This is a genomic window from Corynebacterium sp. KPL4072 (assembly GCF_037908395.1).
In the GTDB taxonomy this organism is placed as follows: Bacteria; Actinomycetota; Actinomycetes; order Mycobacteriales; family Mycobacteriaceae; genus Corynebacterium; species Corynebacterium kefirresidentii.
The window spans coordinates 64,955-85,280 of the sequence record NZ_JBBMGE010000007.1 but is presented as its reverse complement, the minus strand read 5'-3'; the positions used below and the strand labels follow the sequence as shown (position 1 = coordinate 85,280).

Genomic DNA, 20,326 nt, shown 5'->3' with positions numbered 1-20,326 from the left:
CTCTTTCTGCCGCCAGCTGCAAACGCGGCGGTGACTTCAGCTCACCCGGCGCCGCACCTGGCAGAATCGGCGGGCCAGGCGCAGGTGTTTACATATGACACCACCACCGATGCCGGCAAGCCGGTGCAAGCCTCGGCTACCTTGTACGAGCCCACTGCACCGTGGCGTGGCAAGGGCGAGCGCCCGACCATCGTCTTCGGACCAAGCACGCGTGGGCAGGGCGACCAATGCGCGCCGTCGCGCGCGGGCATGCAGCTGGGGTCGGTGGGCCTGAGCAAAGTGGGCTCTCCCACCATTAATGCCAGCTACGAGTACTCATTTTATATGATGGCCCTGCGCCACGGGGCACGCGTTATCGTTGCCGACCTTATTGGGTTGGGCATGCCAGGACACCACACGTATGTAAACCACATTGAAGAAGCACACGCGCTTCTCGACGCCGCCCGCTCCGGCCTAGAACTCGCGCACGCCCCGAAGGACGCCCCTATTGGCTTTGCGGGCTATTCGCAGGGCGGCGGCGCCTCGCTCTCCGCAGCCGAGTATGCCGAACGCTACGCTCCTGACCTCAACGTAGCCGGCACATACGCTGGCGCGCCGCCAACGGACCTGCCGGAGACTATGCGCAGCATTGACGGTTCAGCTATCGCCCACGTGCTGGGCTATGCCATTAATGGCTTTTCTGAGCGTAGCCCAGAATTCCGCGATGCAGTGTTGGCGGAACTCAACCCACGAGGCATTGACTTCTTACGTTCCGCGGCCACCAGCTGCACGGGCGATTCTGTTCTCATGTGGGGCTTTACAAATACCCGAATGCTTACCCGCACCGGGGAATCCTTGTCCGAGATTGTGGAACGCAAACCTGTCGTTAAGGAAACTTTAGAGCGCCAAAACCTGGGCAAAGCGGTGCCAAATGCACCGGTAATGATGGCTAGCTCACCTAGTGATGATTTAATCTCTCATGACCAGGTACGCAGGACTGCTGGAGCGTACTGCTCTATGGGCGGAACCATCGATTTCGTAGCCGCACCCGGCACCGCAACGATTCCACGCACTGGAATCGACCACGCCGTGCCCTTGTACCTAGAGATGCCGGTCGGGTTGCAGTATCTCTTTGACCGCTTTGAGGGCAAACCGGCACCCACTAACTGCACAGCATAAATAGATTCCTGGGCGCAAATAAAGCCGCCCAGTTCTCGCAGGGAAAGCGAGGGCTGGGCGGCTTTAAGGCGCTATAGCGCCACTACATCGGCTGGCCGGCGCCTGCTGGCGGCGGGTTATGGCCATCGTCATCGGAGTCGGAACCGGAGCCGGACTCTAGGTCGGTTCCGGCGGCGGTGGAGCCGCCATCGCCCGGAACGTCCGGGGTGATGGTGTCGGGCTCGCCGGCATCGGTGGAGTCGGCGTCGTTTTCGCGCACCTCGGCGTCGTCAAGCTGCGGCTCCTCGGTGTCCTCCGGCAGAGGCTTCGGGCGTGGGCTGAAGGTGAACTTCGCGCCAGTGTTGTCCTTGGACTCGCCGTCCCAGCCCTCGACGTCGACGGTGATGATCTCACCGGCGCCGATTTCGCCGAAGAGGATCTTCTCGGAGAGCTGATCCTCAATCTCGCGCTGGATGGTGCGGCGCAGCGGACGAGCACCCAATACTGGGTCGAAGCCTCGCTTAGCCAGCAGGTCCTTGGCCTTCTGCGTGAGCTCGATGCCCATATCGCGCTCCTCCAGCTGCTTGGCCACGCGGCCGATGAGCAGCTCGACCATTTCCACAATCTGCTCCTGAGTGAGCTGGTGGAAAACAACGATGTCATCGATACGGTTCAAGAACTCCGGGCGGAAGTGCTTCTTCAGCTCGTCGTTGACCTTCTGCTTCATCCGATCGTACTGAGCATCCGCATCATTTTCGGAAGAGCCAGTAAAGCCCAAGCCCACCGGCTTCGAGATGTCCTGGGTACCCAAGTTCGACGTGAAGATGAGAACGGTGTTCTTGAAGTCAACAACGCGACCCTGGCCGTCGGTAAGCCGGCCATCCTCTAGCACCTGCAACAAGGTGTTGTAGATCTCCTTGTGGGCCTTCTCAATCTCATCAAAAAGCACGACGGAGAATGGCTTGCGGCGAACCTTCTCGGTAAGCTGGCCGCCCTCTTCGTAGCCGACGTATCCCGGAGGGGCACCGAAGAGACGAGAAGCGGTGAAGCGGTCGTGGAATTCGCCCATATCGATCTGGATGAGGTCATCATCCGAACCGAAGAGGAAGTTAGCCAGGGACTTCGACAGCTCGGTCTTACCCACACCGGACGGGCCGGCGAAGATGAAGGAGCCGGATGGACGGCGCGGGTCCTTGAGGCCTGCACGCGTGCGACGGATGGCGCGGGAGACGGACTTGACCGCCTCGTCCTGGCCAATGATGCGCTTGTGCAGCTCTTCTTCCATGTTGAGCAGACGGTTGGATTCCTTCTCCGTCAGCTTCAGGACAGGGATGCCGGTCCAGTGCGCCAGCACCTCTGCGATCTGGTCCTCGCCAACCTCGGCGATTTCCTCGAGGTCACCGGAACGCCACTGCTTTTCCTTCTCAGCGCGCTCCTCGCCCAGCTTGCGCTCCTTATCGCGCAGGCCAGCTGCCTTTTCGAAGTCTTGGGCATCGATGGCCGCTTCCTTTTCTTTGCGGACCTCCGCGATGCGGTCATCGACCTCGCGTAGGCCCTTTGGCGCGGTCATGCGCTTGATGCGCATACGCGCACCAGCCTCATCGAGAAGGTCGACGGCCTTATCCGGCAAGAAGCGGTCATTGATGTAGCGATCCGAGAGGGAAGCTGCAGCGTGCAGCGCCTCATCGGTATAAGACACGCGGTGGTGAGCCTCGTACTTATCGCGCAGGCCCTTCAGAATCAAGAAGGTGTCATCCAGGGAAGGCTCGTCTACCTTAACCGGCTGGAAACGACGCTCGAGGGCGGCGTCCTTTTCGATGTGTTTGCGGTACTCATCCAAGGTGGTAGCACCGATGGTCTGCAGCTCGCCACGGGCCAGCTTTGGCTTGAGCAAGGAAGCTGCATCGATAGCACCTTCAGCAGCACCAGCACCGACCAAGGTGTGGATCTCATCGATAAACAAGATGATATCGCCGCGCTGGTTAATCTCCTTGAGGACCTTCTTCAGGCGTTCCTCGAAGTCACCGCGGTAACGAGAGCCGGCCACCAGGGAGCCTAGGTCAAGCGAGTAGAGCTGCTTGTCCTTGAGGGTTTCCGGGACCTTGCCGTTGACGATGTCGAGCGCCAAGCCCTCGACCACGGCGGTCTTACCAACGCCCGGCTCACCGATGAGGACCGGATTATTCTTTGTGCGGCGAGAGAGCACTTGCATGATGCGCTCTACCTCGGACTCGCGGCCAACGACAGGATCAAGCTTGCCGTCCTTGGCAGCCTGGGTGAGGTTGCGGCCGAATTGATCAAGCACCAGGGAATTGGAACGCTCACCGGAACCACCGGAGCCGCCACGAGCGCCGGCGCCAGCACCTGCACCGACTGGACCGGAGCCTTGACCATTGGAGGAGCCGCCCTCCTGCTGTCCACCTTCGTAGCCGGACAGCAACTGGATAACCTGCTGGCGCACGCGTGGCAGGTCGGCGCCGAGCTTGGTCAGCACCTGCGCGGCGACGCCATCGCCCTCGCGAATGAGACCCAGCAGCAAGAACTCAGTACCGATGTACTTGTGTCCCATCTGCAGGCCCTCACGCAGGGAGAGCTCAAGAACCTTCTTGGCACGTGGAGTAAAGGGGATGTGGCCGGTGTGTGGCTGGCTACCCTGGCCGATGATTTCCTCGACCTCACGGCGGACATCCTCCAGGGAAATACCCATGGATTCCAGTGCCTTGGCAGCGACGCCTTCGCCTTCATGGATAAGGCCGAGCAAGATGTGCTCGGTGCCGATGTAATTGTGGTTAAGCATGCGTGCTTCTTCCTGCGCCAAAACGATGACGCGGCGAGCACGATCGGTAAACCTCTCGAACATGATTCCCCTATACTTTCGCTTCTAATGTGTCACCCACTCTAACGCGGCAATCCGCCGATCATTTCCGGTTTTACTCCCAGATGCCCGCAATACCGCGATAATTCCCCATCTTCGCAGCTCACACGGGTGTACGCCGGTAGCGAACAGGGGCACGGGCATGTAATCTGGAATCGTTTTATTGTTCCCCGCCCCTCTTCCGCACTGTTTAAGGAAATCTCCACCGTGCCGCAACTTCCTGAGTTCTTCGCCACCCAACACAACCTGCACGAATTGGCAGTAGTGGATGAAGCTCCTTCCTCCACGCTCTTCGCCGTGGAAGACGGGGCCACGCATCAGCCGTTGAGCGTGGAGATTTTCGCCCCAGGAATCACCGGCATGGTGGAAAAGTCCACCGCGTTACATGGATTGCATCACCCGGCTATCGCACCGCTGGTAGGCACGGGCACTACCGCAGACGGGCAAGAGTTTATTGTACGCGAGGGGTTTGTCGGCACCCAGCTTTCGCAAATACCCAATAATCTCAGCCGCACGGACGCGGCGGAGATCTTTGGCCCCCTGGCCGGTGCGGTGGACTTTTTGATCTCTCGCAAGCAGGCAGACTTTGCGGTCCATGGGCTGAGGGAGGCCCGGGTGGGCGTCGACAAGCAACGGCAGATTTCGGTACTGGCCGCGGCCGGCCCGTCTCCCGAGGAGCACGGCGAAGCGGTAGAGGCATTCGAGCAACTCGTCGCGCGCAAGTGCCCGGACTATAAGGCCACCGGCACGGCGGATAGCGCCAAGGATGTGGTGGCGCATCTGCGCCCGCAGGGAGAGTTCGATACCGCGCAGATCCCGCGCGTGCAAGCCCCCGAACCGCGCCCCCAGCAGCAATTCGCCCCGCCGCAGCCACAGCCACAGCCACAGCCGCAGCCGCAGCAGCAGGCGATGGCCCAGCCCATGGGGCAGCAACCCATGGGGCAACAGCCCATGGCGCCAGCGCCGCAGAAGAAGGGCAAGGGCGGTCTCATTGCGTTGATTAGCGTGTTGGCGGTGGCCGCGATTGCTGCCGCGGCGGCGCTGTGGTTCTTCTTGTCCTACCCCAGCTGGAATGACAAAGAACAAAACCTGGCGGATGCGTACCCGAACCTGGTGAGCTCCCGTAGTGGCCAGGAGGGCTTCGATGGGGCAAAGTGTTCCTCGCGTGAGCCGGAGTCTGGCCAGGAGGCCAAGATTTCCTGCGTGGGCGATGGGTTTAGCTATATCGTGACCTACTACCCCAGCATAGAAGAGCGCGATGCCATGCTTCCCGACGCCGAGCCGGTGGAGCTTTCCAATGACCAGTGCACCATCCAAAGCTATGAGACCACCGCGGATGTTCCTACTTACGTCATGGCCGTTGAAGGCACCCAATCCGCGTTCCTCGTGTGGGGCGATAAGGCTGAAAACGAGCGGCTGAACCTGCCGCTGTGCGCCTCTTAAATCGCACTCTCAGAGTTTCCGGCCCGCCGCGCATAGCGTGTGCGGGCCTTATGCCTGTCCTAGTGGCTACTCCGTCGACGGCACGCGCTTGAGGAAGGGGGCCAGCACAATAACCACCAGCGAGAGCACGCCTGCAAAAAGGAATGCCCAGTGCGCACCGTGAGCGGTGGCAGCAGCATCATTCATGCCTTGTGCCAGGCCAGCCTTGGTGCCACGGCTAAGGAACGTCATCAAAAAGGCAGTGCCGGCCGCGCCCGCCAGCTGCTGCAAAGTATTAAGGATGGCGGAGCCGTGTGAGTAGAGCTCATCCGGCAGGGAGGCCAGGGACGTCGTCATCAGTGGCGTCATCATGAGCGCAATGCCGAGGGCGAATAGGACGTGCATAGCAATGACCATCCACACAGCGCTGTCCTCAGTGAGCAGGGTCATCAGCCACGTACCCGCGGCAAGGAGAAGGGCACCTGGAATCATCAGCGGACGGGGCCCGTGGACATCATAGAGGCGGCCTACCATCGGGGAGATGCCGCCTTGCAGCAAGCCGCCGGGCATGACGACGAGCCCGGTGACCAGGGAACTTACCGCCAAAGAGGTCTGCAGGTAGATGGGCAGGACATTGACCACGCCAAGCAATAGCCCGAACATCAAAAGCATGCCGAGTACCGCCACGGTGAAGTTCGGAACCTTAAATGGTCGCATATCCAGCAGGGCGCGATCGTCTTTAGCCAGGCGCACTTGCCGGAGGGTAAAAAGCGCCAAGGCCACAAGTCCTATGGCGAGGACGAGGATGTCTATGAGGCCTTCGCCCTCCAGAATATTTTCTAGGGACGATACGGCATATACCAACCCGCCAAAGGCAAGGACGGACAAAATAACTGAGGGGAAATCCAGCGGGGTATCGCGTTTATCGCCCACGTTGACTAGGCGGAGGTAGCCGGCGACGCCGATGAGGCCGAGCAGCGGAACCATGGTCCAGAAGATGACGTGCCAGGTGAACATGCTAAGAACCAGACCGCCCACCGTAGGTCCGAGCGCTGGGGCCACGGAAATGACCACGGAGATAATGCCCATGACGCTGCCGCGACGCTGCGGCGGGACGAGGGTCATCGCCACCGTCATCAAGGTGGGGATCATCAACGCAGTACCCGCCGCTTGGAAAACGCGCCCCACCAGCAAGATGCCGAAGGCTGGGGCGAGTGCCGCAAAGACTGTACCGGCAAGGAATACACCCGCGGAGGCGAGAAAGATCTGGCGGGTGGTGAATTTATCCATGAGAAAGCCGGTGGTCGGGATGACCACGCCCATGGTGAGCAGGAAACCGGTAAGCAACCACTGGGCGGAGGTAGCCGGGATGTCAAAGTCCGCCATGATGGCAGGCAATGCCACCGAAAGGGCGGTCTCGTTCAGGATCATCACCATCGCACCAAGGACGAGGATGGTGAGGTTGATTTTTACCTCTGCGGAAATGTGCGGATCTGGTTTCTGAGACACCCAGATAGGATACTGAGGCCGCCGATATGGGGAAAGCCGGGGAGTATAATTTTAATGTCTTCCTCCGCGCGGTCAGACCGCGCCACCCGAATATATAGAGAGGCCATCCCAGTGCGTTTTCTCCAGGATTCCCGCCCGCCGTACGAATTGACCTATTCCGATGTGTTCATGGTGCCCAGCCACTCCGAGGTGGGCTCGCGCCAGTCGGTGGATCTCACCACTGAGGACGGCACTGGCAATACCATCCCGCTCATCGTGGCCAATATGACCGCCGTGGCCGGTCGCCGCATGGCCGAGACCATCGCGCGCCGCGGCGGGCTCACTATCCTGCCACAGGACCTATCCCTGGATGCGGCCGCAGAGACCATCGCCTCCGTGAAAGCGGCTGACTTGGTCTATGACACCCCCATTATCGTGAAGCCGCACCATACCGTGGGCTATACCAGCAACCTTTTGCACAAGCGCGCTCATGGCGCGGCCATCGTGGTCGACGGGGACATGCCCATCGGCATTATCACACCGAAGGATCTGCGCGGGCAGGATAATTTCACCGCCGTCGGCCAATTGATGACCACGGATCTGGTAACGCTGCCGGTGGGCATTGACCCACAGGAGGCCTTCACCAAGCTGCGCAAAACCTCGCGGAAGTTGGCACCGGTGGTCAACCCGGATGGCACCCTGGCCGGAATCCTCACCAGGAAGGGGGCGGTGAGGGCGAAGATGTATAAGCCGGGCGTCGACAAGCAGGGCCGGTTACACATTGGTGCGGCCGTGGGCATCAACGGCGATGTGGAAGGCCGCGCCCGTGCCCTAGCGCAGGCGGGAGCCGACGTCCTAGTCATTGATACCGCACACGGGCACCAAGACAGCATGCTCAGCGCGCTGCGCAAGGTAAAAGCGCTGGACTTGGGGCTTCCCATTGCTGCCGGCAATATCGTCACAGCGGAGGGCGTGCGCGAACTGGTGGCCGCCGGCGCGGACATCATCAAGGTCGGCGTGGGCCCAGGCGCGATGTGCACCACCCGCATGCAAACGGGTGTGGGCCGCCCGCAATTCTCGGCCGTCCTGGAGTGCGCTGCGGCAGCCCGCGAGGTTGGCGCCCACGTCTGGGCCGATGGCGGCGTGCGCGACCCGCGCGATGTCGCTCTTGCTCTGGCCGCCGGTGCCTCCAATGTCATGATCGGCTCCTGGTTCGCCGGAACCTTTGAATCCCCAGGTGACCTGCACAAGGACGCCGATGGCGCCTTCTACAAGGAATCCTTTGGCATGGCTTCGCGCCGGGCAGTGCGCGGCCGCAACTCCGATACGGAGGCCTTCGAGCGCGCCCGCCGCGAGATGTTTGAAGAGGGGATTTCTACCTCTCGTATCTACCTCGACCCCGAGCACGGCGGCGTGGAGCATCTAGTGGACCGAATCATTTCTGGCGTCCGTTCCTCGTGCACTTACGCCGGCGCCAATTCCTTGGCTAGCTTCCACGAACGCGCCACTGTGGGCGTGCAGTCCGCCGCCGGGTTCGCGGAGGGGCAGCCGCGCGCCACGAACCGTTAATAGGCTGCATGCTACGTTGACAGATATGCTAACTCGCTATGACCAAGCGGCCTCCCGCGCGGCCGCACAGGTTATGGGGCGCTACTCCACCAGCTTCTCGCTGGCCACGCGGCTCTTGCGCGGGCGGGTGCGCGCCGATATCCGCCACTTATACGCGGTGGTGCGCATTGCCGATGAGCTTGTCGACGGCGCCGCTGCCCAAGCCTACACCGACCCCGCCGCCGCGCTGGACGCCTACGAGCAGACCATCTTGGCCGCACCGCAACGGCGACTGCACACCGACCCGATAGTGCACGCTTATGCCATCACTGCTCGCCGCTGCGGCTTCCACCGCGAGTACCTTGCTGCCTTCTTTCACTCCATGCGCGCGGATCTTAAACAACGCGAGTATTCTTCGGCCGAGCTGCAAGACTATATCTACGGCTCGGCGGAAGTCATTGGGCTTTTGTGCCTACAGATTTTCCTAGCCGAGGAAAGCGTTTCACCCGCCGACCGCACTGCCATGGAACGCGGCGCCCGCGCGCTAGGTTCGGCATTCCAGAAGATAAACTTCCTGCGTGATTTGGGCGAGGATAGCTCTACTTTGGGGCGCACCTATTTTCAGCAGGCCCCATCCGGCCGGATTGATGAGGCCACCAAGTCCGCGCTCATCGCAGAGATCCGCCAGGAGCTTGCTACCGCCGCGCTCACCATCGACTTGCTACCTGCCTCCGCACGGGTTGGTGTGAGCGCGGCGGCGGATATCTTTGCCGAGCTGACCAATCGCCTCGCCGCAACCCCTGCTACGGACCTCGCCACCACGCGCGTATCCGTGCCCAACCACACCAAGGCTTGGTTAGCGGCCCGCGCAGTGCGCCGCCGCGGCCACAGCAAGCACGCCCCACACCCAGCCGAAGATTAAGGAGAACGTCATGCACGCCGTCGTCATCGGAGCCGGCATCGCTGGACTCGCCACCGCCGCCTTGCTCGGCCGCGAAGGATACGAGGTCACCGTGGTGGACTCGCTGGATGAGGTGGGAGGCCGCGCCGGCAGCTTTGCAGAAGACGGCTTTCGCTGGGATACGGGCCCGTCCTGGTATCTCATGCCCGAGGCTTTCGATCATTTCTTTGCGCTCTGCGGCACCTCTACCGAGGCGGAGCTAGATCTGGTGGACCTCTCCCCCGCCTACCGTGTTTTTCATGGGGATGCGCCCGTAGACGTGCACTCCGGTATCGAGGAAGTCACCGCGCTGTTCGAGTCCTTGGAACCCGGCGCGGGAGACAAGGTCCGGCAGTACTTGGCGCAGGCCAGCGATACCTATGACATGGCGCTCGAGCACTTCCTCTACACCACCTTCTCCGCGCCGCTCAATTTGGTGCACCGCGATATTCGCACCCGGCTTTCTCGCCTCGTGGCGCTGCTTGCGGCAAACCTGCAGCAGCACGTGGGCCGTAACTTCGCTGATGCCCGCCTGCGCCAGATTCTGAGTTATCCGGCGGTCTTTTTATCCTCCGAGCCGGCCGCCGCCCCAGCCCTATATTCCCTGATGAGCCACACCGACCTGGTGGAGGGGGTGCGCTACCCACAAGGTGGTTTCGCCGCCGTGGTCCAGGCCGTCTACCGACAAGCGAAGAAGTTTGGCGCCACCTTCCGTTTGGGCGAGGAGGTTACCTCCATCAAGGTATCTAATCGGCAGGTAACGGGCGTGCGCACGAACAAGGGCGCCATCCACGCCGATATCGTGGTCTCCGCAGCGGACTTGCACCACACCGAGACCCAGCTTTTGCCGCCGCAGCTGCGCACCTACCCGGAGCGTTACTGGGGCCGGCGCAATCCGGGCCTGGGTACCGTGCTCATCTTGGCCGGGGTGAAGGGCAAGCTGCCCGAGCTGGCACACCATACGTTGCTCTTTAGCAAGGACTGGGATCCGGATTTCCGCGCCGTCTATTCCGGCCCAGAGCCCTCCCGGCCGTTGGGGGCCTCCGAGTCCATCTACGTGTCCAAGACCTCCGCCACCGACCCAAGTGTCGCCCCCGAGGGCCACGAAAATCTCTTCATTCTGGTGCCGGTGCCGGCCGCGGAGGCGCCCGGGTTTGGCAATGCCTATCACGCTGAGGAGTCCGAGCGCGTTGCTGCGATTGCCGACGCCGCCCTCAACCGCATCGCGGCCACGGCCGGAGTGCCGGATTTGCGAGAGAGGGTCGTCGTCAAGCGCACGCTCGGCCCGGCCGATTTTGCCGAGCGCTACCATGCCTGGTCGGCCGGCTCCATCGGACCGGCACACACGCTGCGACAGTCGGCGTTTTTGCGCGGACGCAATGCCTCACGCAAGGTAAACGGCCTCTACTATGCGGGGGCTACCACCGTGCCGGGCGTCGGTGTGCCAATGTGCCTGATTTCGGCCGAGAACATCATTAAGCGCCTGCGGGGCGATAAATCCGCCGGCCCACTCGTGCGCTAAAAACTTAGATATCCAGGAGAACTACTCGCCCGCTGCCACTCGAATCCACGCATTTGGGCAAGCGGTTTTCCGGCTTTGCGTCATCTAAGAACTTTGGCGCGGATACATCGCACGCCCAACCTTCGAGCCTGAGGAAGCCGCGGGTATTTACTTCCTCCGGCTTAAAGTCGTGGTTCACGTAGCTATCTACGACCTGCATAGCTTTGGTGCAGTTCGTGCCATCGACTTGCACGTAGACGTTCTTTCGTCCCCATTTTGTATCCATCTGCCCACAGATAGTGCCCATTTTGGCGTTGCCATTGGAATCGGGCTTAGGTGGGAAGGTATCGGAGTAGTACTGACCGTTGTCTTTTACGGTGAAATGATGTCCCTTCGCTGTGACCGTGAACTCATCCGAGTTTGGTGCCTCGAAGGTAACGCCTTCAATTTCTACCTTCTCCCCTGCCTTGAGCTGTTTCGACGGAGTCATATCACCTGGATCCACCGCGCCAGATGGGAAGAATCCCTCCCCCTTTTTGAAGCTGACCATATTAGCCTCCCACTGCGGCTGGTTTGGGTCTGGCATTAGGGGTGGATCTGCGAACTGCACGGTGCACCACGGGCCTGCGGAGAGCTCTTTAAAGGAGCACGAAACTTTTCCATCGGGACTTTTAACTCCCCACACCTTCGACTGCGCGTATTCGGGGCCCTTCGCCAAAAAGTCCTCGGCCGAACGCATGGTCAGCCCCGAGGAATCCACCTTCTTTTCTGATTCGGTAGTGTCTTCCGCTGTGCTCTCTGGGGAGGAAGCTTCCGCCGAGCTAGTTGCGGTGCTTTCGGTCATCCGTGGACGGAATTGGGGCGCTTCCTCGTTACTGTCAGCAGAGGAACATGACGCAAGCCCAACGGCCAATACAGGTAGGGCAAGGATAGGGAGAATTCTTTTCATGCCTCGCATTTTTCCATGCGGTGAGAAACTGCGCTGGTCTTTTGCAGCAGGGGTGCAGGAACGAACATGAGCAGGAAATAGCAAAGCCGTCAGCCCGCGCGGGCTGACGGCCAAGCGATAGGACGCTAGGTGCTACTTCTGCTCGGGTTTGACCAGCGGGAAGAGCACGGTTTCGCGGATGCCCAGGCCGGTCAAGGCCATGAGCAGACGGTCCATGCCCATGCCCGTACCGGCTGTAGGCGGCATGCCCTGCTCCATAGCCGCGAGGAAGTCCTCATCCAGCACCATGGCCTCATCATCGCCACCGGCGGCCAGGCGGGCCTGATCCTCAAAGCGCTCGCGCTGGATAACCGGGTCCACGAGCTCGGAGTAGCCGGTTGCCAGCTCGAAACCGCGCACGTAGAGGTCCCACTTTTCGGTCACGCCCGGCTCGGAACGGTGCTGGCGGGTCAACGGGGAGGTCTCAACCGGGAAATTCTTGACAAAGATAGGGCCTTCGAGCTGGTCCTCGCACAGGACCTCCCAGATTTCCTCGACCAACTTGCCGTGGCCCCAGCCGCCGTCCTTAGGGACGTCGAGACCAATGACGTCTGCAATGCCCTTGAGCGTCTCGACGTCAGTATCGATGGTGACCTCCGGCTGGCCCGGGAACTTACGCTGCAGGGCCTCATTCAGGGAGGGGTACATCTCGATTTCCGGCCATTCTTCGCCACCGAAATCGAACTCGGTGCCATCGGCAAGGGTGACGGTGGTCGAGCCGAAGACATCGCGGGCAACAGCCTGGATGGACTCACGCGTCATGCGGGCACAATCGTTGTAATCGCCCCACGCAGCGTAGGTCTCCAGCATGGCGAACTCTGGCGAGTGGGAGCGGTCAACGCCCTCATTGCGGAAGTTGCGGTTGATTTCAAAGACGCGGTCAATGCCGCCCACGACCGCGCGCTTCAAGTACAACTCTGGAGCGATGCGCAGGTAGAGGTCAATATCCAGCGCATTGGAGTGGGTGATAAACGGGCGAGCGGCTGCGCCACCGTGCAGGGTCTGCAGCATCGGGGTCTCGATTTCTACAAAGTCCTGGCTTTCCAGGTAATTGCGCAGCGCGCGCATGACCTTGACGCGAATCATGGCGTTCTTGCGGGCATCTTCGCGGATAATGAGGTCGTTATAGCGCTGGCGCACGCGGGTATCTTCAGCCATATCGGCGAAGGACACCGGCAACGGGCGCAAGGACTTAGCGGCCATGGTCCATTCGGAGACCATGATGGACAGCTCGCCGCGGCGCGAAGAAATCACGCGGCCGCGCACGGAGATGAAATCGCCCAAGTCGACGTCGGACTTCCAGGCGTCGAGACGCTCTTTGCCTACCTCTGCGAGGGAAAGCATGGCCTGCACCTGGGTGCCATCGCCATCTTGCAAGGTGGCGAAGCACAGCTTGCCGGTATTGCGCATAAAAATAAGGCGACCGGCAATGGCATGGGTGACCTCGGTTTCCTCACCAGGGGCCAGGTAGGTTACGCCCTCTTCGTTGCCAGGCTCTTCGCCTTCAGCCACGACGCGGAAATCATGGCGCAAATCCTTTAAAGAGATGGTGCGCTCAACGGTTACCGGGTAGGCCTCTACGCCGGATTCCAGCAGGCGATCGCGCTTTTCGCGGCGGATGCGCAGCTGCTCAGGGACATCGTTTACTTCATTATTCTTCTGCTCGCTCACGTTAGCCAAGGGTAGTCGATCCCCACCGCAGCACGCGATTTAGCCCACGCCACCCTCTCCCGGGAAAGGATTTACGCATAATTCACTTCACTGTCACCTCGGGGTCAACACACAGTTACGAAGATGACCTTTTATATATGACTGTCCCCATATGTAATCAATATTTTTCGACATTTTTGGAGCACTACCCATGGCGCTTAAGGGCCGCAATCTTCTCTCTAGTCTCTTCACATCCTCTCGTTCCAGCCTGACTTGCACCTACAAGTGCGGTAATGCCTGCTTTGGAGAGTGCGAGAACAAGTCCGATAACCCGTACTTCGGTGACCAGTTCTCCCGTCGTACCGCCCTGCGCGCGGGCAGCCTGTCCGTCGTAACCGTCGGCGGCGGCGCCGCGCTGGCTGCCTGCTCTAGCCCTGACGATGCTTCTACTGAGGCGTCTTCTTCCGAGGGCAAGGGCGGCAAGACCTCTGAGGCGAACGTCGAGCTAACCTCCGCAGAGGGCATGAAGTTTGACCCAGTACAGCCGAATGAAAAGGACGAAGTAGTCATCCCGGATGGCTACGAGCAGTCCGTGCTCATCGCGTGGGGCGATCCGCTGTTTAAGGACGCGCCGGAATTCGATGACAAGAATCAGACCGCCGAGGCAGCAGAGAAGCAGTTCGGATTCAACAATGACTTCGCCGGCCTCATCGAGCACCCGGACGATGACAACCGCCTTATCTACGTTTGCTCCCACGAGTACACCACCGAGCCGCAGATGTTCCCCAACTACGATGCGGACAACCCCACCAAAGAGCAGGCCAAGATTGGCTGGGCTGGCCACGGCCACTCCATCGTGGAAGTATCCAAGGTAGGAAACACCGGTGAGCTCAAGCGCGAGTTTGGCCCGCTCAACCGCCGCATTACCGCCACCACCGAATTCACCTTGGTCGGCCCGGCTGCCGGTTCCGATTTTGTAAAGACCTCCGCCGATAAGACGGGCAAGAAGGTCAAGGGCACTCTGAGTAACTGCTCCGGTGGCATCACCCCGTGGAACACCATGCTCTCCGGCGAAGAGAACTTTGACCAGTACTTCGCTCACGCCAAGCTGGATGACAAGAAGGCGCAGGAGTCCCTAGAGCGCTTCGGCATGGAAGATGGCGAGTCCCAGCGCAAGTGGGAGCGCTTTGATAAGCGTTTCGACGTCTCCAAGGAGCCGAACGAGCCGAACCGCTTCGGCTGGATCGTCGAGATTAACCCACTAGATCCTAAGTCCACCCCGGTCAAGCACACCGCTCTGGGCCGATTCAAACACGAGGCCGCCAACATCCACATCGCCTCCGATGGCACCGTGGTGTGCTACGCCGGCGATGACTCCCGCTTCGAGTACATCTACAAGTTCATCTCCACCAAGAAGTACAAAGAGGGCGACATCGAGCACAACCTCACCATCTTGGACCACGGCACCTTGTACGTAGCCAAGGTAGAGGGCAACTCCCCAGCCGACGAGATTGACGGCTCCGGCGTACTGCCCGAAGACGGTGCCTTCGACGGCGAGGGCAAGTGGATTAAGCTGCTGACCTCCGATACGGAAAACAATAAGTTCGAGTCCCACGTCGACGGCATGTCTGCAGAAGAGGTTGCGGTCTACACCCGTGAGGCCGCCGATAAGGTGGGCGCGACCAAGATGGACCGCCCTGAGGATATGCAGGTCCACCCAGACTCGGAGAAGGTCTACGTTGCCCTGACCAACAATAAGTACCGTGGCGCTACCGGCGAGAACGCCAAGAAGAACAAGGAAGAGCCTATGGAATGGGCTCCTATCAAGGAGAACAAGAACGGCCTAGTCATGGAGATTGAAGATGACCACGCTGGCGAGAAGTTCACCTGGAACCTCTTCTTGGTCTGTGGCGATCCGAAGGAGGCTAATACCTACTTCGGTGGTTTTGACAAGGAGAAGGTCTCCCCGATTTCCTGCCCGGATAACCTGGCCTTCGATAGCCACGGCAATCTGTGGATCTCCACCGACGGTAACGCGTTGGAGTCCAACGATGGCCTCTACGCGGTGACCACCGAGGGCGATACCCGCGGTGAGCTGAAGTGCTTCCTTACCGTTCCGGCAGGTGCCGAGACCTGTGGCCCCATCGTCACCGATGAGCGCGTGATGGTCAACGTCCAGCACCCAGGTGAAACCGATGATGCCACCTTTGAAAAGCAGACCTCTCACTGGCCTGACGGTGGCAAGTCCACCCCACGCCCGGCAGTGGTTGTGGTGTGGAAGAAGGACGGCAATATCGGCGTCGATAAGAAGTAACCACCACCTGGTTTAAGTACCCACCGCGCGGCCCTTGTTCCTGCTCGAGCAAGGGCCGCGCTTTCGTCTATCCACGGCGACTGAACCAAAAGTCTCCGGGTACCCTTCAAATATAAATCCACCCATCGGTCTCCCCCACAGGCAAACACATATGTGAGTTATGGCATACTATTCGCACGTGTGATGCACGCCACCTGCCCGTCTATGAGGAGACACACACTATGAACTCTCTTGTCCTCGCCGTCATCGGTATCGCGATGATGGTCGCCGGCTATCTGCTCTACTCCAAATTCCTAGGGCGAAGAATTTTCCGGCTATCCCCGAATTACTCCACCCCGGCCCACACCATGGAAGACGGCGTGGATTATGTCCCGACCAATAAATACCCTGTGGGGGCACCACTTCACTTCCGTAGCGGGTGCAGCACCGATCATCGGTCCTGCCGTAGCCGTTATCTGGGGCTGGGTACCGGCCTTTCTCTGGGTGACCATCGGCACCATCTTCTTCGCAGGTTTGCACGATCTCGGCGCTCTGTGGGCCTCCCAACGCCACAAGGGCCAATCCATTGGTACCTTGTCTGGGCGCTATATCGGCAAGCGCGGGCGCAACCTCTTCCTCATCGTCATTTTCCTGTTGCTTTTGATGGTGAATACTGCCTTCGCAGTGGTCATCTCCAACCTGTTGGTATCCACTCCCACGGCCGTCATTCCCACGTGGGGCGCCATCGCCGTCGCGCTACTTATCGGCCAAGCCATCTACCGCCTGAAGTGGAACCTACCGCTGGTATCTATCGTGGGTGTGATCGCGCTCTACGCGCTGATGATCATCGGTGACCGCGTTCCCGTGGTCTTGCCGGATACCGTCCTGGGGATTCCCGCCAACGGCGTGTGGATCATCTTGTTATTCATCTACGCCTTCATCGCTTCGATGCTGCCGGTATGGGTGCTGCTGCAGCCACGCGATTACATCAACGGCCTGCAGCTTTTCGTAGGTTTGGCCATCTTGTACGGGTCTTTCCTTATCACTCGGCCCTCGATTATGGCGCCAGCGTTGCGCGATAACGTACCAGACGGCACCCCGGGCATCTTTCCACTGCTCTTTGTCACCATCGCCTGCGGCGCTGTCTCCGGATTTCACGGCGTGGTGGCCTCCGGTACCTCTTCCAAGCAGGTGGATAAAGAAACCGACGTGCGCTTTGTGGGCTACTTCGGCGCGGTGGGCGAGGGCTTGCTCGCACTGGGCACCATCATCGCTACTACCGCTGGCTTCAAGACCGCCGCGCAGTGGGAAGAAATCTACTCCGAGTGGAACGCCGGCGGCGTGGACGCCTTTGTGCAAGGCGGCGGCGCGCTCATGAATGAGGGCTTGGGTATTCCTACCTCCCTTTCCGGCACCATCTTGGCCACCATGGCCGTGCTTTTTGCGGCTACCACGATGGACTCGGGTGTGCGCCTGCAGCGTTTGGTGGTCCAAGAAATCGGCGAAATCATAGGCGTACGCATCAAGGCTTTGGCCGCCACCGTCATTGCGGTGGGCTTGGCCTTTGGGCTGACCTTCTCCGCCGGCGTGGATGGCTCGGGCGGCATGACCATCTGGCCGCTATTCGGTACCACCAACCAGCTCATGGCAGGACTCTCCTTGGCCATCGTGGTAGTCATCCTCACCCACCTACGTCGGCCGACGTGGCCAGTGGTCATCCCGCTCATCTTCGTTACCGCCATGTCCCTGTGGGCCGCGCTCCTGCAGCTAAAGTCGCTATTTACTAGCCAGAACTGGCTGCTGTTCTGCATGGACGCCATCATCGTGGTCGCCACCATCTGGGTCATTGTGGAGGCCGTCGGTGCCATCTCTCGTGCCCGCAAGGAGGCCCCACTGGAGTGGTCCGATGATGATCTTGACGCCCCGCTGCCCGAGCATGCTCGACAAGCTTAGGGCGTTCGGGGCTGGTCTCAATGAGTTCTACCAGGCCCCGTACCGCGCCAGTTTTGCCAAAGCCCAGCAGCAGGAAGACGATCTCTTCATGATGCTGGTGGTCTCGGAGGCCCTGGGCATTCCCAACCCGGCCAGTTACTACACCCTGGAGCTTTTGCCGTTGGTCTATGAGGATTTCCACGCCTGGCATACGCGCATGGGAATGGAAAGATCCCCGCTGGAGAATATTCAATGTTGTTAGAGACTGCACCCATCATGTTCTTTGGGGGCAAGGGCGGGGTGGGAAAGACCACCCTGGCTACCGCCACCGCGCTGCGCCTGTCCCGCGATCACCGCGTCTGCTTGGTCTCTACGGACCCAGCGCACAACTTGGGGCACATCTTTGGCACCGCGCTTGGCGATGCCCCCGTGGCCCTCACCCCTTCCCTCTCCGCCATCGAGTTCGACCCGGCGCGCGCCACGGAACAACATCTTGCGCAGGTAGGTTCTGCGATGCGCCGTTTCATGCCCGAGCATCTGCATGGCGAGGTCACAAAGCACCTGGACTTGGCCCGGCAATCGCCCGGCACGCAGGAGGCAGCACTATTGGAGCGTATCGCGGCGCTCGTCGGCGAAGAGTCCGACGTCGATTTCCTCATCTTCGATACCGCCCCGTCTGGGCATACCTCGCGGCTGATGGCTTTGCCAGAAATCATGGCCGCCTATACCGATGGCTTACTTTCCCGGCGCGAGAAATCCGATAAATTCGGCTCGCTAGTACGCGGAATGTCGCCCGGCAACAGCGCGAATAATGACCCCGTGGACCGGCGCAATCAGGAAATTCGCGCCACTCTTTTCCAGCGGCGCGAGCGCTTTTCCCAGCTGCGCGCGGCGCTGACTTCACCGCGCACGGTCTTCCATATTGTCCTTACCGCCGAGCGCCTGCCCGTACTCGAGTCAGCCGAGTTCCACGCGGACCTCACCGGAAATGGCGTGCGCGTGGGGTCCATGCTGGTTAACCGCCGTACCCCTGCCAACCAGGGAGAATTCCTCGCCGCCCGTCGCGCGGCCGAAGATGAGGCGCTCGCACTTCTCCGCGCCAAGCTCCCGCAGACCCCAGTGCGCGAGGTTCCGTGGCTGCCGGAGGAAGTGGGGACTCCGGGGGCCGTCGAAAAGCTGGCGGAATTTCTCTAGCTCTTCCCCCAACCAGCCCCATCAGGATTTCTAGTCTGCTAAAACCGAAATATGACTTTGCTCACCAAGGAATACCTGTCCCAGTTGCGCAAGGAGGCTGCGGCCGATTCACGGCAGCGGCTGGCCCGCAACGCCATCACCAACGTTGGCGCGGCCAAGGCGGCGCTTGACCGCGACCGCATTACCGCCTTATACCCCACCACGGAAACCAAGCTGGATAGCTTGGATGTAACGGATCAAAAGCGTTCCGGCCGCTGCTGGATGTTCGCTGCGTTAAACGTCTTCCGCCACCGCGCTGCGCAGGAACTCAACGTAGATAATTTCGAGTTTTCCTTCACCTACCTGCAGTATTTTGACAAGCTGGAGCGGGCCAACCTGGTTCTCAATCAGCTGCTGGATAAAAAGGACGCTGGTTGGGATGAGCGCACCGTGGCCGCAGTGCTCGACCACGCTGGAGCCGACGGCGGCTGGTGGTGCTTCTTTAGCAACCTGGTGGCCAAGTACGGCGTGGTACCTGCCGAGGTCATGCCGGAGGTCCGCTCGTCTGGACATACCGCGGAAATGAACCGCGATCTCGCCACGGTGGTGCGTCGCGCCGCCGCGCTAGATGGCCCGCGCGAGGACATCCTTGCTCAGGCACGCAAAGATTTCCACCGCATCCTGGCCATCCACCTGGGCACCCCGCCCGAGGAATTTACCTGGGCGTATCGCACCAAGGACGAGCAATTCGTGCGCCTGCACTCCACCCCGCGCGAGTTTGCCAAGAAATACCTACCCCACCTCGACGAGTTCGTGGTGCTGGCTGATGACCCCCGTTCCACCAACCCCAAGCATCGCGTATTTAGCAGCGCTGATGAAAGCAATGTGCTGGGTGGCGCGCCACAAGAGTACTTAAACGTCACCGTGGAAGAGCTCAAGGAGACCGCCAAACGCAGCCTAGCCGCCGGCGAGCCGGTGTGGTTTAGCTGCGACGTCAACCGTCAATTCTCTTTCCTCAACGGCGTATGGGACGAGGGACTGGTGGATACCGATGGCCTCTACGGCATCGATTCCACCATGACTAAGGAGGAGCGTTTTACCTCCGGCGAGACCGCGCCTACCCACGCGATGGCGCTCACCGGTGTGGATGGGGACCGAGCTTGGCGCGTGGAGAACTCTTGGGGCTCCAAGCCACCACGCAAGGAAGACGGCGAGGATGTGCCCGGCAAGGGCTTTGCCACCATGTCCGATGCCTGGTTTGACCAGAACGTCTTCCACATCGCCGTGCGCAAGGAGCACCTGAGCGATGAGCTTTCTCAGGCGCTAGATACCGAACCGATTGAGCTTCCCCTCTGGGACCGGATGAACTAAGGAGAATC

At 60.5% G+C, this 20,326-nt stretch carries 13 protein-coding genes and 1 pseudogene; 10 read left to right on the top strand and 4 right to left on the bottom strand.

Going from position 1 to position 20,326, the window contains the following annotated elements; genetic code table 11:
• The first annotated feature begins 30 nt into the window (after nt 1–30).
• The gene (locus WMP97_RS08615; RefSeq protein ID WP_232212554.1) at nt 31–1,158 is read left to right on the top strand and encodes a lipase family protein; all 1,128 of its coding nucleotides are present in this window, start codon (nt 31–33) and stop codon (nt 1,156–1,158) included.
• 82 nt (nt 1,159–1,240) lie between these two features.
• Here WMP97_RS08615 and WMP97_RS08610 read toward each other — a convergent pair whose 3' ends face one another.
• Nucleotides 1,241–3,997: an ATP-dependent Clp protease ATP-binding subunit gene (locus tag WMP97_RS08610; protein WP_239205481.1), complete on the bottom strand. Its 2,757-nt coding sequence runs from the start codon at nt 3,995–3,997 to the stop codon at nt 1,241–1,243.
• Between the two features lie 222 nt (nt 3,998–4,219).
• Here WMP97_RS08610 and WMP97_RS08605 point away from each other — a divergent pair, with 222 nt between their 5' ends.
• Entirely contained in the window at nt 4,220–5,455 is a 1,236-nt protein-coding gene (locus WMP97_RS08605; protein ID WP_301732980.1) for a serine/threonine protein kinase, read from the top strand.
• Nucleotides 5,456–5,521: 66 nt separating this feature from the next.
• Here the strand turns inward: WMP97_RS08605 and WMP97_RS08600 are convergent, their stop codons facing one another.
• Entirely contained in the window at nt 5,522–6,943 is a 1,422-nt protein-coding gene (locus WMP97_RS08600) for an MDR family MFS transporter (RefSeq protein ID WP_340440299.1), read from the bottom strand.
• A 111-nt stretch (nt 6,944–7,054) separates the two neighbouring features.
• On the opposite strand from WMP97_RS08600, the gene WMP97_RS08595 reads away from it, so the two are divergent.
• From WMP97_RS08595 to crtI, 3 genes are read left to right on the top strand one after another with little or no spacing between them, the layout of a single operon-like run.
• Nucleotides 7,055–8,491 (top strand): GuaB1 family IMP dehydrogenase-related protein, encoded by a 1,437-nt coding sequence (locus WMP97_RS08595; RefSeq protein ID WP_301716381.1) that lies wholly within the window; start codon nt 7,055–7,057, stop codon nt 8,489–8,491.
• A gap of 25 nt (nt 8,492–8,516) precedes the next feature.
• The gene (locus tag WMP97_RS08590) at nt 8,517–9,392 is read left to right on the top strand and encodes a phytoene/squalene synthase family protein (RefSeq protein WP_340440297.1); all 876 of its coding nucleotides are present in this window, start codon (nt 8,517–8,519) and stop codon (nt 9,390–9,392) included.
• 10 nt (nt 9,393–9,402) lie between these two features.
• Nucleotides 9,403–10,932 carry a phytoene desaturase family protein gene (crtI, locus tag WMP97_RS08585; protein WP_023019917.1) on the top strand — a complete coding sequence of 510 codons (1,530 nt, stop codon included), beginning with the start codon at nt 9,403–9,405 and terminating at the stop codon, nt 10,930–10,932.
• A gap of 4 nt (nt 10,933–10,936) precedes the next feature.
• Here the strand turns inward: crtI and WMP97_RS08580 are convergent, their stop codons facing one another.
• Nucleotides 10,937–11,755: a hypothetical protein gene (locus WMP97_RS08580; protein WP_340440295.1), complete on the bottom strand. Its 819-nt coding sequence runs from the start codon at nt 11,753–11,755 to the stop codon at nt 10,937–10,939.
• Nucleotides 11,756–11,992: 237 nt separating this feature from the next.
• Nucleotides 11,993–13,570, bottom strand: a complete 1,578-nt coding sequence (gene lysS / locus WMP97_RS08575) for a lysine--tRNA ligase (protein WP_086588204.1) — start codon at nt 13,568–13,570, stop codon at nt 11,993–11,995.
• Nucleotides 13,571–13,760: 190 nt separating this feature from the next.
• Between lysS and WMP97_RS08570 the strand changes: the two genes are divergently transcribed.
• From WMP97_RS08570 to WMP97_RS08550, 5 genes and pseudogenes are all read left to right on the top strand, one after another.
• Complete coding sequence (locus tag WMP97_RS08570) at nt 13,761–15,863, top strand: PhoX family protein (protein ID WP_340440293.1); 2,103 nt, start codon at nt 13,761–13,763, stop codon at nt 15,861–15,863.
• A 221-nt stretch (nt 15,864–16,084) separates the two neighbouring features.
• A pseudogene (locus WMP97_RS08565) lies at nt 16,085–17,795 on the top strand (carbon starvation CstA family protein).
• The gene (locus tag WMP97_RS08560; protein ID WP_239205465.1) at nt 17,779–18,036 is read left to right on the top strand and encodes a cory-CC-star protein; all 258 of its coding nucleotides are present in this window, start codon (nt 17,779–17,781) and stop codon (nt 18,034–18,036) included. Before WMP97_RS08565 ends, WMP97_RS08560 begins: the two are co-directional and overlap by 17 nt.
• The gene (locus WMP97_RS08555) at nt 18,027–18,968 is read left to right on the top strand and encodes an ArsA family ATPase (protein WP_340440290.1); all 942 of its coding nucleotides are present in this window, start codon (nt 18,027–18,029) and stop codon (nt 18,966–18,968) included. Before WMP97_RS08560 ends, WMP97_RS08555 begins: the two co-directional genes overlap by 10 nt.
• A gap of 51 nt (nt 18,969–19,019) precedes the next feature.
• Nucleotides 19,020–20,318: a C1 family peptidase gene (locus WMP97_RS08550; protein ID WP_340440289.1), complete on the top strand. Its 1,299-nt coding sequence runs from the start codon at nt 19,020–19,022 to the stop codon at nt 20,316–20,318.
• The last annotated feature ends 8 nt before the right edge of the window (nt 20,319–20,326 follow it).